Below are 11,546 nucleotides of genomic sequence, written 5' to 3' on the forward strand. Positions count from 1 at the left end.
AGGGAACCTCTGGACAGGGAGGCTGCGGCTGCGAAGCGCGATGAATCCGCCTGCGCTGCGTCGCGCGACCCTCTGCAGATCTACGGATCTGCGATCGGATCACGCTGCTTGCTCAGGCGGCGACTCCCGCTTCTCGCTCGATTCCTCCCTGTGCAGAGATTCCCTAGACGCTCTCCGGGGCCTGTCGCATACTCCGATCCACATGATCCGTATCGACACAGAAAAGGCGATCGTCGAAGTCGAAACCGCATCCGGGGTGCAGACCTTTCCGATGGATTCACCCGAAGCGTTCGCGGCCGTTTCGGATGCCTGGCTGCGCTGCGGCTGGGACAACAAGTACGTCTATAGCTTCACCTGGATGGGGCGTCCGATCATCCAGATGCCCGAAGACCTCCTGCGCATTCAGGAAGTCATCTACACGGTGAAACCCGATGTGATCGTAGAAACTGGCGTCGCGCACGGTGGCTCGGCCATCTTCTACGCGTCGCTCTTTCGCGCAATCGGCAAGGGGCGTGTGATCGGAATCGACATCGAGATCCGTCCTCACAATCGCAAGGCCATCGAAGAACACGAACTCTTCGATGCAATCACTCTGATAGAGGGTTCGTCGATTGATGCCTCGATCGTAGAGCGAGTGAAACGCGAACTCGGCCCGGACGAAAAAGTGCTCGTCATCCTGGATTCCAAGCACACAAAGGACCACGTGCTCGCGGAGTTGGAAGCCTATGCTCCGATGGCCTCGGTTGGTTCCTATGTAGTGGTGCAGGACGGCTGCATGGAATGGGCCGCGGGCGCACCGCGCAGTGAGGACGACTGGTCCTGGAACAATCCAGTTCAGGCCATCAAGGAATTCACCGCGGGAAACTCGAGTTTCGAAGTCTCCGAACCGCCATTCGCCTTCAATGAAGGCAACGTCACGCGGCGTATCACCTACTGGCCCGAAGGCTACTTGCGCCGGATTCGCTGATCGATGGCCGTGCTCGTCACCGGCATCGCGGGTTTCATTGGCTCCCACCTGGGCCGGCAGCTCCTGAGCGACGGACATGAAGTGTGTGCGATCGTCCGGCCGGGAACTTCACTGTCGCGCATCGACGACTATCGCGATCGGGTGCGTGTGATCGAGGCAGATCTGGCCCGCCCGGATTCTTACGCAGGCGCACTCGCGGAGATTCGGCCCGAGCTGTGTTTTCACGTCGCCTGGTACGCCGTTCACGGGCGCTTCTGGAGCGCACCCGAGAACCTGGATTGCGTGACGATGAGTATCGCGCTGATGCAGACGTTGAGCGACGCCGGCTGTCCACGTCTAGTAGGCGTGGGCACCTGTGCGGAGTACGATTGGCAGCACGGGCTCTTGCAGGAAAACGTCACACCGTGTGAACCCACTAGCCTGTACGGTTCGGCCAAGCACGCAACTCATTTGCTACTGGAAGCCTGTGGTCGAGAGTCTGGCGTATCCACGGCCTGGGCCCGTCTGTTCTTTCCCTACGGTCCCGGTGAAGCCGAGACGCGATTGATTCCCCAGACCGCTCTGGCATTGCTCAGAGGCGAACGTGCGCGCTGTTCTCACGGCCGGCAGCGACGCGATTTCATACACGTCGACGACTGCGCGGCAGCACTTCGCGCGGTCGCGGTCAGCGATCTACAGGGACCGGTGAACATCGGAACCGGAGAGTCCGTGGCCATCGCTTCGATCGTGAAGTTGATCGCGCGCGCTTGCGGGCGCAGTATGGAAGATGTCGATCTCGGCGCGATTCCCGCGCCCGAAGGCGATCCAGAGGAGATCGTCGCCCATACCGACAAACTCTTCGCCAGTGGTTGGCGCCCGTCGCGGGCGCTCGAGGACGGACTGGCGGAATCCGTGGAATGGTGGAGGAAGAGGGTTTGAGTACGCCTGCCGTCAGCATTGGCCTGCCCGTGTACAACGGTGCGGATTACCTGCGCGAGGCACTCGACAGCTGGCTGGAGCAGGACTTCAGAGATTTCGAGTTGATCATTTCGGACAACGCATCGACGGATGACACGCCGAAGATCCTGTCGGAATACGCTCAACGGGATTCGCGGATTCGCGTGCTGACCCGACGCGAGACATGCATCGCCTGGGACAACTACAACTGCCTCGTTCCCGAAGCCCAGGCGCCGATCTTCGCCTGGACGGCCTGTGACGACCTACGCCACCCGAACTTCTTGTCGCGGCTCACGCAAGCCCTCGAGGAAAACCCCGATGCCGTACTCGCCTACGGATTGACGCGATTGTTCGGAGATCCGCGTCGCGAATTGCGCCATGTCGACACGATCGATGACACACCGGGAGGCGAACCCAGCGCTCTGGGTCGGATGATCGCGATGCTGCGAGCGCGCCAGTGGTATCTGATCTACGGACTGATGCGCACCGAGGTCCTGCGCAAGACGCGCTTGTTCTTCCATCCCATGGGTTTCAACTCCGACGTCGCCCTGTGCCTGGAACTGGCGACCTTCGGCCGCTGCCTCCCCATCAAAGAGGAGTTATTGCGTTTCCGCCTGCATCCCAAGAGCTTGAGCGTGAATCCCGACGACCCGATCAACGCCAAACCGGGCCGGCGTTTCGATCCCGAAGCGCGCGCCTGGGCCGAAGCCCTGAACCTGCCCGCGACGGAAAAACGCATCTTCATGCGACAACTCGAAGTCTGGTGTCGCAAGGCCGAAAAGCCGCGTCGGCACGTGTGGAAGAATTCCAGTTTCCGTTCGGCGTACGTTCACGCGAACCACGCGTTGATCGACCTGCAACGAACCCTGCGAGGGCTGTGAAGCTCAGACCACCCGGAGTTCGGGAAGCGGGATGATGAACTTTCCCCCGGCCCGACGATACTCGTCCTGCTGCTCGAGGATCTCATCGGCGAAGTTCCAGGTCAGGAGCAGACAGTAGTCGGGCTGCGACTCGCGCAGGCGACTCGGCTTGTGGATCGGAATACCCACGCCTGGCATGAAGCGATCCTGCTTGTGCGGACTGCGATCCACGACGAAATCGACTCGATCCGCTCCCAGGCCGAAATAGTTCAGCAGCGTCGAACCCTTTGCGGCCGCCCCGTAAGCTGCCACGCGCTTGCCATCGGCTCGCAGCGAGTCCACCAGACCGATGACTTCCTCCCGCAGCTTCTCGACACGGCGCGTGAGCTCCCGGTAGGCCGAACCGTCGAGCAGGCCGTGCTCGCGGTCCCGCTCATCTAGCCGATCGACACTGGGTTCGACTTTTCTCGCACCCTTGTGCGCTACGTAGACTCGCAGAGATCCGCCGTGGATCGGAAGCTCGTCGACGCGAAAGATCTGCAGATCGTGGCGTGCAAACAATGGCCTCAGCGCCGAGACCGAGAAATAGCACAGGTGTTCGTGATAGATCGTGTCGAACTCGCGACCCTGCAAGAGATGAAACACGTCGGGAACTTCGATCACGGCCACGCCATCGGGACCGAGCAGGGTCTGGATACCGTTCACGAATCCATTCAGGTCCGGCACGTGCGCCATCACGTTGAACGCGAGTAGTACGTCGGCAACACGGCCCTCGGATGCCAGGCGCGTGGCGCACTCGGTCCCGAAGAACTCCACGCGTGTCGGAATTCCCTTCTCTTCGGCCACCGCAGCGATATTCGCAGCGGGTTCGACTCCGAGAACCGGAACGCCCGCGTTCTTGAAGAACTTCAACTGATAACCGTCGTTGCTCGCGATCTCCACGACGAGATTTCCGGTGCCCAGATTCTGACTCGCAATCAGCTCTTCGGCGCTCTCTCGCGCGTGCGCCAGCATCGTATCGGAGAAGCTCGAGAAATAGAGGTAGTCCGAGAAGAGTTCCTCGGGGGGAATCGTTTCGAGGATCTGCGCGAGGGAACACTCTCCACAGAGCGCGAGCGTCAGCGGATAGCGCGGTTCCTTCCGCTGCGATCCCGCCGCGTCGGGCAGGGAATTCGCCAGCGGTTGATCACCGAGAAACAGAACTGCATCCAGGCGCTGCGCGCCGCACGAACGACAGCAGGTGATCGACTCCAAGAGTTCAGCTCCGCCCCAGGTAGTCGCGATACCAATCGATCGTTTCGGTCAGACCCTTCTCCAGATTCCATTTGGCGCTCCAACCCAGCACCCGCTGGGCCTTTGCAGCGGAAAGCGACTGACTCGGAATCTCGGCACGCACCTCGTTTCGCACGTCAGCCTGCAGGTCGCTGCCCATCAGCTTGCACAGCGAATTCACGATCTCGAGAACCGTGACCCAGGATTCGGTACTGAAATTGAACGCTTCACCGCGCACGTCGTCGCGATCGATCGCTTCGGCCATCGCCAGATAGGCGGAAACGGCGTCACGCACGTAGAGATAGTCGCGCACAAAGCTGCCATCGCTGCGCACGATCGGACGCTCTCCGTTGTTCAGCGAGCGGATCGTACCGGGTACGATGCGGCTCCAGTTGAGATCACCGCCGCCGTAGATATTTCCGCAGCGCGCAATCGCCACCGGCAGCCCGTACGTAACGGAATAGCTGCGTGCCAGCATATCGGTGCAACTCTTCGATACGTCGTAGGGGTGGTTGGCGAGCAGAGGCATGTCTTCGTGGTAGGGAAGCTCGGGTTGTTCACCGTAGGCCTTGTCACTCGATGCGACGATGACGCTGCGAACCAGACCTTCCAGACGCCGACACGCTTCCAGCACGTTCCAGCTACCTTCGATATTGCTCTTGAATGTCTGCAGAGGTGAGCGTAGCGCCGTTCCGACGATCGTCTGCGCCCCCAGGTGAAATACCGAATCTACTTCGTGCTCATTGAGCGCCCGCTCGACGGTTGCGTAGTTTTCCAACTCACCCGCGATCACCGTGGTGCGCTGGATATCTCCGCTGCGATACAGCTCCGACTGCGGATCGGCATCGCGAATCAGTACGACGACCTGCGCACCCTGCTCGAGTAGTTCGCGGCATAGCCAGGAGCCGACGATGCCCGTAGCACCGGTGACCAGGACCCGTCGTCCGTTCCAGTGGGTGACACTCATATCACGAGCCCTGTGTTTCATCGAAGCGCTCGGCCCAGGGTGCATCGCCGCTGGTCCAGAGTTGCTCGAGCACGCGCAGATCGCGCGCGGTGTCCATGCACTGCCAGAATCCCGGGTGCCGATACGCGCGCAACTGCCCGCCCTGGGCCAGGCGCGCGAGCGGCTCGCGTTCGAGTACGGTCGAATCGCCTTCCAGGAAATCGAGCACGCCGGGTTCGAATACGAAGAAACCTCCGTTGATCCAACCCTCGGCCGCCATCGGTTTCTCCACGAATTCCAGGACCGTGTCTTCCTTCATGAGCAGATCCCCGAAGCGCGCGGGCGGGCGCACCGCGGTGACCGTCGCGAGCTTGCCATGCGACTTGTGGAAGGCCACGAGCTTGTCGAGATCGACATTGGACACACCATCCCCGTAGGTCAGCATGAAGGTTCCATCCGACACGTGATGGGAGAGGCGCTTCAGGCGCCCGCCGGTCATCGTATTCTGGCCCGTGTCCGCCAGGTGCACCTTCCAGTCTTCGGGGTGGTGCCCACTTGCAGAAACGTCACCGGTTCGCAGCTCGACCGTCACCTCGGGCGTGGCGAGCAGGGAGTAGTTCAGGAAGTACTCCTTGATCATCTTGCCGCGATAGCCCAGCGCCACGCAGAACTCGTTGTGCCCGAATCCCGCGTAGTGCTTCATGATGTGCCAGAGAATCGGCTGTCCGCCGATTTCGACCATGGGCTTGGGTCGGGTCTCGGTTTCCTCAGAGAGGCGTGTTCCGAGACCCCCGGCGAGGAGGATGACCTTCATGCCAGCGGTGTCCTGTTCCAGAAGTTCCGAGGAGGTATCATCCCCTCCTCCGCACGCCCGTCAAGGCTTCGGAGGATACCAGGAGAGGGGAGCGCGATGCGCTTCGAGAAAACGCCACTGATCGGTGCCTACGTGATCGAAATCGAAGAGCACCGGGACGAGCGCGGTTTCTTCGCCCGAACCTACTGCCGGGACGAATTCCGCAGGCTGGGACTCGAGCCGAACGTGGCCCAGTCGAGCGTCTCCTTCAATCAGCGACGAGGCACCCTGCGCGGGATGCACTTCCAGGAGGCCCCCCACGCAGAAGTCCGCGTGGTGCGCTGCACGCGAGGCCGGATCTTCGACGTGATCGTGGATTTGCGCTCCGACTCAGCGGACCGCGGCCGCTGGTACGGCGCCGAGCTCTCGGCCGAGAACCACCGCGCGCTGTACGTTCCGAAGGGATTTGCGCACGGGTTCCAGACCTTGGAAGACCGCACCGAGGTCCTGTACGACATCTCCGTACCCTACGCTCCTGAAGCCACGCGAGGCTATCACTACGCGTCTCCAGCGTTCGGAATCGACTGGCCGCTGCCCCCGGCCGACGTGAGCGAACGCGATCAGCAGCTCGACTCTCTCGACGGATAGGAACTGTCGGGGCCGCAGGTCGCGAGCGACCGGGCTTCGTCCGTCCGGATCCTTTTTGCTTCTGCGCCGCCCCATGGGTATGATTGCGCGCGATTTTCCCCCAACCCGTAACCGGAGGTCTGCCCATGGCTCGTGAAGCCGTCATCGTCGACAGTGTCCGCACCGGCCTTGCAAAAGCTCATCGCGGTTCGTTCAACATGACCGAACCCGTCGACTATCTCGCTCATACACTCAAGGCGGTCGTAGATCGCCAATCCAATCTGGATCCTTCTGAAGTCTACGACGTGATCACTGGTTGCGGCATGCCGGAAGGCTGCCAGGGCATGAATATGTCACGCATTGCAGCGATGGCCGCCGGTCTGCCCGTAGAAGTTGCGGGTACCACGATCAACCGTTTCTGCTCTTCCGGCTCCCAGGCCGTGATGATGGCTGCGCACCAGGTGATCCACGAAGGCGTGGACGCTGTGATCGGAGCCGGTGTCGAGACCATTACGATGATGCAGGACGGGACGCAGAACACCAATCGCATGGTCAACGAGCAGGCAAAAAACCGCTTCCCCGGCCTGTACTTCCCGATGGGCATCACGGCCGAAGTCGTTGCAGATCGCTACAAGGTGTCGCGTGAAGACCAGGACGCCTACTCACTGCAGAGCCAGCAGCGCTACGCAGCCGCGGTCGAAAACGGCTCCATCGCTGAAGAGATCGTGCCCATGACCGTTACGCGTCGCGTGCAGAAGAAGGGCGAGGATCCCTACGAAGAAGAGTTCACCGTCAATGCCGATGAGTGCAATCGCCCGAACACCACGCTCGATGGCCTCTCCAGCTTGAAGCCGGTCTTCAAGCCCGCGGAAGACGGCGGCACCGTTACTGCTGGAAATGCCTCGCAGCTCTCCGACGGTGCATCGGCCACTCTGGTCATGTCCGCCGAGCGCGCGAAGCAGCTCAGCCTGACGCCGCTGGGCTTCTACCGCGGCTCCGCAGTCGCCGGCTGCAAGCCCGATGAAATGGGCATCGGCCCGATCTACGCGGTACCCAAGCTGCTCAAGCAGCACGGCCTGACGATGGACGATATCGATATCGTCGAACTGAACGAGGCCTTCGCTTCGCAGTTGCTGCAGTGCCAGCGCGTGCTCGATATTCCGAACGAGAAGCTCAATCCAAACGGCGGCTCGATCTCGATCGGCCATCCGTTCGGCATGACCGGCTCGCGAATGACCGGCACCCTGCTACGCGAGCTGAAGCGCCAGGGCAAGCGCTACGGAATCGTCACCATGTGCGTCGGTGGCGGTCAGGGCTTCGCCAGTCTGTTCGAGGCGGCCTAGAAGCCCCGCCGGACCTCTAGCAGGCAGCGGAAAAACCATTCCCGTCGTCACGCGGCGTCTTTCATCCGCGTGTCTCGGTCCAGGGTTCTTCCGCAGCCTGCTAGCGGAGACCGGTGCGGGGCCATGGTTGCCCCGCGCCGGATCCGTTCTATACCACGACGACGAGTCCCATGCGCACGGCGCGATTCAAGGCGCTGATCACTGCGTCGAGCGAGGCCGTCACGATGCTCGGATGGCGACCCACTCCGAAAATCGCCTTGCCCTCGGACGTCACGATCTCCACGTAGGCGACCGCCTGCGCCGCCGCCCCCTGGCCGAGTGCGTGCTCACGAAAGTCGCTGACGCGCAGCTCGATGCCGAAGACGTTGTGCAACGCACTCACCAGCGCATCGATAGGACCCTTTCCGGAAGCCTGAAATGCGTGCTCGACCCCGTTGCAGGTAATGGTCGCAGCCATCTCCACACGATCGGCGCTATGCCCACCCTGAACGCTTCGCTGCTCGACGAAACCGAAGACACCGTCACCGGACAGGTATTCTGACTCGAACGCCTTCCAGATCTCTTCTGCAGGCAACTCGCGTTCGGTGGCATCGGTGATCTGCTGGACCAACTGACTGAACTCGATCTGCAGGCGTCGTGGCAGCTGCAGACCGTAGTCCCGCTCGAGTACGAAGGCGATGCCCGACTTGCCTGACTGGCTATTGATGCGAATCACGGCTTCGTAGGTACGACCCAGATCGGCCGGATCGACCGGCAGGTAGGGCACGTCCCAGGGCGCGTCGTCGCGGCTTTGGAGTGCGGCGAGCCCCTTCTTGATCGCGTCCTGGTGAGAGCCGGAGAAAGCCGTAAAAACCAGATCGCCGGCGTAGGGGTGTCTGGGGTGCACGGGCAGGCGACTGCAGTACTCGGATACGCGCACCAGTTCGTTGATATCGTGGATCTGCAACTCGGGATCCACGCCCTGACTGAACAGGTTCAACGCCAGGGTCACGACATCGACATTGCCCGTTCGCTCTCCGTTTCCAAAGAGCGTCCCCTCGATGCGCTGCGCACCGGCCATCAACGCCAACTCCGCTGCAGCTACGGCCGTACCGCGGTCGTTATGCGGATGCAGGCTGAGGATGAAGCTATCGCGACGGGTCACGTGCCGACAGAACCATTCGATCTGATCGGCGTATCCGTTGACCGTCGACATCTCGACCGTCGCAGGCAGATTCAGGATCATCGGCTTGTCCGGCGTAGGCCGCCAGATATCCATGACCGCCTCACAGACCTCGACCGCGTAGTCTAGTTCCGTACCCGTGAAGCTCTCGGGTGAGTACTGGAATACGATTTCGGTCTCGGGCATGGCCCGGGTCAATTCCAGAATCTGCTGCGTGCCTTTCGTAGCGATCTCGGTAACGCCCTCCCGGTCGAGCCCGAAGACCACGCGTCGCTGCAACTCGGACGTCGAGTTGTACAGGTGGACGATCGCCTTGCGCGCGCCGCGAATCGCTTCAAACGTGCGACTGATCAGCTCCTCGCGCGCCTGTGTGAGCACTTGAATACTCACGTCATCGGGGATCAGATCCTCTTCGATCAGCTGTCGCACGAAGGCGAAGTCGGTTTCGGAAGCACTGGGAAAACCGACTTCGATCTCCTTGAAGCCCATGTCCACGAGCGTTTCGAACATGCGCCGTTTGCGCTCGGCGCCCATCGGCTCGATCAGAGCCTGGTTGCCATCGCGAAGGTCGACACTGCACCAGATCGGGGCACGGTCGATGGCGCGATCCGGCCAGGTGCGATCGGGCAGATCAACCGGCGGAAAGGCGCGGTACTTGTGAACGGGCATGGGAACGAACTTGGAAGAAGCCATGGCGTACGAATCCTCTACTGGAGAAAAGTCTCAGAGCGATGAAACAGGGAGGTACCCGGAGCCCGCTAGGACACCGGGCCTGTAAGAGCGAGCCAGAATCCCGCATGGGTCAGCGGGCTCTTGAACTCGCAGCGCTCGATGAGTCTTGTCTCTGTTCGCACGGTCACGCTCAGAAGCCTACGCGGAGCCCTGGAGGGAGTCAACCCTGGAGCGCGCCAGAGCTCACCACTGCCCCTTTGAGACTCGCTTGTCGTGGAGAATCGCCCAGACATAGCGCGGACCCTTCACGAAACGATTCAGCTTGGGCGGCGGCACCGGCAGCATGGGGAAGGCGAGCTCGAAGTCGGAGCGCGGGATGGACAGGTCCGTCTGGCTAGGCCGGAGTTCGTTGCCGTCGAGCCGGTAGGTAAACCAGCGCCCGGCATCGGTCTGAAAGAACTCACCGGCATTCGCGGCAATGCGCGCCCAGACGGCGTCAAATGGTGTTTCAGAATCGGCCAAGCTCAACTCAGGACCTCGTTTCGGGCTCTTCCCCGAACCCGAATATAGGACGGACGCGAGCGTGACGTGACTTTGAGCCGTTGCCGCCTACCGGAGCGATTGCGGCGAGGACGCCCGAAGCGAGAATCGAGGTCTGATTTGAGGCCATACCGACGACCTGCAACGAACCGTCGCGCGGGCGCCGAGATGCAATCTCATCACAAGTGTCTGGTCTTTATGATGTTTTCTCCGCACCAGAATCACATCCGAGCTTCTTTCCGTCCCTGGTTCGCGGACCTCAACAGCAGAGGGCCCGCTGACGATTCGTAGGGACAGGCTCGTGCGTAGCGCGTCCTGATTCCGAGGAGAACACCATGTCGCGTTGCCTACTGATGACGATGCTGGCGCTCGGCTTTGCATTCCCCGCAGCAGCCGATGACGCCAAACGAGAGTTCAAGAGCAGCGAAGAACGGATCGTCTACGCGATCGGTCTGTCGATCGCCGAACGGCTCGGCGAGTTCGAACTGGACGAGAACGAGATCGAACTCGTAAAGAACGGACTTGCCGACGGATTGCACGAGAACCCGCAGGTTTCCCTGCGAATGTGGGGACATCGGGTCGAGGGCTTCCGCCGCGCGCGCATGGAGCGAACCGCCTTGCGAGAAAAGACGTTGAGCGCGGAGTTCCTGGCGAAGATCGCCGCCGAGAAAGGCGTCGAGAAGCTGCCGTCGAAACTTCTGTACAAGGAACTGGTCGAGGGGTCAGGAAGCCTGCCCAGCCGCACCGATCGGGTCAAAGTGCACTACCACGGCACTCTGGTCGACGGCACGGTCTTCGACAGCTCGGTTCAACGCGGACGGCCTGGCACGTTCGGGCTCGATGGAGTGATCGCGTGCTGGACCGAGGGCTTGCAGAAGATGAAGGTCGGAGGCAAGAGCCGACTCGTCTGTCCTCCGGAAATCGCGTACGGAACAAAGGGCAAGCCCGGAAAGATCCGGCCTGGAGCCGTGCTGACCTTCGAGGTGGAGCTACTGGAAATTCTGCCTCCTCGTTCTTAGTTCACTCTCGTCTGAAGGTTTGCTTCAGACGCGGAAGAAGAGGCGCAATGCACCTGGCCCAACTAGCACGAGCTGGACAAGGGAGAAACCAGAGGCCTCTAGCCCTGATCCGTCATACCGCCTCGGCGAAAACCGCCTTCGGTTCGCGCCAGAGCACGCGCTTCGCGGCCGTACTCGACCGCGCTCATCCTCACTTGGGTGAAACCCAAGCTCCGGTGAGCACGGCCTGCGTGCGACCACGGATCACGCACTCTTACGCGTTTTCTCGCGACGCGGTATGACGGATCAGGGCTAGTGTCCTGTTTCAGAAGTCCCATCTCGAATTAATTGAAGTGTTCAGGAGTCGGTCTTCCCAGAGTAGAATGGAGGGCAGACGATGGGGCAGAGAGGACGACCACGCGCAGCGGTG

The 11,546-nt window shown here is 61.4% G+C and carries 11 protein-coding genes; 6 read left to right on the forward strand and 5 right to left on the reverse strand.

Annotated elements, in window-relative coordinates; all coding sequences use genetic code 11:
• Positions 1–202: 202 nt before the first annotated feature.
• Genes GY725_15275 through GY725_15285 form a run of 3 tightly spaced genes read left to right on the forward strand, consistent with a single transcriptional unit; the run spans position 203 to position 2,784 of the window.
• Positions 203–967 carry a hydroxylase gene (locus GY725_15275; protein ID MCP4005550.1) on the forward strand — a complete coding sequence of 255 codons (765 nt, stop codon included), beginning with the start codon at positions 203–205 and terminating at the stop codon, positions 965–967.
• A 3-nt stretch (positions 968–970) separates the two neighbouring features.
• Positions 971–1,885 (forward strand): NAD(P)-dependent oxidoreductase, encoded by a 915-nt coding sequence (locus tag GY725_15280; GenBank protein MCP4005551.1) that lies wholly within the window; start codon positions 971–973, stop codon positions 1,883–1,885.
• Positions 1,882–2,784, forward strand: coding sequence for a glycosyltransferase family 2 protein (locus GY725_15285; GenBank protein MCP4005552.1), 903 nt, complete (start codon positions 1,882–1,884; stop codon positions 2,782–2,784). The genes GY725_15280 and GY725_15285 overlap by 4 nt, the downstream gene beginning before the upstream one ends.
• A 3-nt stretch (positions 2,785–2,787) precedes the next feature.
• On the opposite strand, the gene GY725_15290 is transcribed toward GY725_15285, so the two are convergent.
• From GY725_15290 to rfbF, 3 genes are read right to left on the reverse strand one after another with little or no spacing between them, the layout of a single operon-like run.
• Entirely contained in the window at positions 2,788–4,008 is a 1,221-nt protein-coding gene (locus tag GY725_15290; protein MCP4005553.1) for a class I SAM-dependent methyltransferase, read from the reverse strand.
• Positions 4,009–4,021: 13 nt separating this feature from the next.
• Positions 4,022–5,002: an NAD-dependent epimerase/dehydratase family protein gene (locus GY725_15295; GenBank protein MCP4005554.1), complete on the reverse strand. Its 981-nt coding sequence runs from the start codon at positions 5,000–5,002 to the stop codon at positions 4,022–4,024.
• Between the two features lies 1 nt (position 5,003).
• Entirely contained in the window at positions 5,004–5,795 is a 792-nt protein-coding gene (gene rfbF, locus GY725_15300; protein ID MCP4005555.1) for a glucose-1-phosphate cytidylyltransferase, read from the reverse strand.
• A gap of 96 nt (positions 5,796–5,891) precedes the next feature.
• Here rfbF and rfbC point away from each other — a divergent pair, with 96 nt between their 5' ends.
• Together rfbC and GY725_15310 are read left to right on the forward strand one after the other, a co-directional pair.
• Positions 5,892–6,422, forward strand: coding sequence for a dTDP-4-dehydrorhamnose 3,5-epimerase (rfbC, locus tag GY725_15305; protein MCP4005556.1), 531 nt, complete (start codon positions 5,892–5,894; stop codon positions 6,420–6,422).
• A gap of 125 nt (positions 6,423–6,547) precedes the next feature.
• Positions 6,548–7,744: a thiolase family protein gene (locus GY725_15310; protein ID MCP4005557.1), complete on the forward strand. Its 1,197-nt coding sequence runs from the start codon at positions 6,548–6,550 to the stop codon at positions 7,742–7,744.
• A 148-nt stretch (positions 7,745–7,892) separates the two neighbouring features.
• Here the strand turns inward: GY725_15310 and leuA are convergent, their stop codons facing one another.
• Positions 7,893–9,575 carry a 2-isopropylmalate synthase gene (gene leuA, locus GY725_15315; GenBank protein ID MCP4005558.1) on the reverse strand — a complete coding sequence of 561 codons (1,683 nt, stop codon included), beginning with the start codon at positions 9,573–9,575 and terminating at the stop codon, positions 7,893–7,895.
• Positions 9,576–9,821: 246 nt separating this feature from the next.
• Complete coding sequence (locus GY725_15320) at positions 9,822–10,100, reverse strand: hypothetical protein (protein MCP4005559.1); 279 nt, start codon at positions 10,098–10,100, stop codon at positions 9,822–9,824.
• Positions 10,101–10,453: 353 nt separating this feature from the next.
• On the opposite strand from GY725_15320, the gene GY725_15325 reads away from it, so the two are divergent.
• Positions 10,454–11,137 carry an FKBP-type peptidyl-prolyl cis-trans isomerase gene (locus GY725_15325; GenBank protein MCP4005560.1) on the forward strand — a complete coding sequence of 228 codons (684 nt, stop codon included), beginning with the start codon at positions 10,454–10,456 and terminating at the stop codon, positions 11,135–11,137.
• Positions 11,138–11,546: the final 409 nt, after the last annotated feature.

The sequence above is a fragment of the bacterium genome (genome assembly GCA_024226335.1).
Taxonomy (GTDB): domain Bacteria; phylum Myxococcota_A; class UBA9160; order SZUA-336; family SZUA-336; genus JAAELY01.

What these genes read in the sequence shown, in the direction of transcription:
- GY725_15275 (MCP4005550.1), top strand. Translation starts at nt 203, where the DNA reads ATGATCCGTATCGACACAGAAAAGGCGATCGTCGAAGTCGAAACCGCA.
- GY725_15280 (MCP4005551.1), top strand. Translation starts at nt 971, where the DNA reads ATGGCCGTGCTCGTCACCGGCATCGCGGGTTTCATTGGCTCCCACCTG.
- GY725_15295 (MCP4005554.1), bottom strand. Translation starts at nt 5,002, where the DNA reads ATGAGTGTCACCCACTGGAACGGACGACGGGTCCTGGTCACCGGTGCT.
- rfbF (MCP4005555.1), bottom strand. Translation starts at nt 5,795, where the DNA reads ATGAAGGTCATCCTCCTCGCCGGGGGTCTCGGAACACGCCTCTCTGAG.
- rfbC (MCP4005556.1), top strand. Translation starts at nt 5,892, where the DNA reads ATGCGCTTCGAGAAAACGCCACTGATCGGTGCCTACGTGATCGAAATC.
- GY725_15310 (MCP4005557.1), top strand. Translation starts at nt 6,548, where the DNA reads ATGGCTCGTGAAGCCGTCATCGTCGACAGTGTCCGCACCGGCCTTGCA.
- leuA (MCP4005558.1), bottom strand. Translation starts at nt 9,575, where the DNA reads ATGCCCGTTCACAAGTACCGCGCCTTTCCGCCGGTTGATCTGCCCGAT.
- GY725_15325 (MCP4005560.1), top strand. Translation starts at nt 10,454, where the DNA reads ATGTCGCGTTGCCTACTGATGACGATGCTGGCGCTCGGCTTTGCATTC.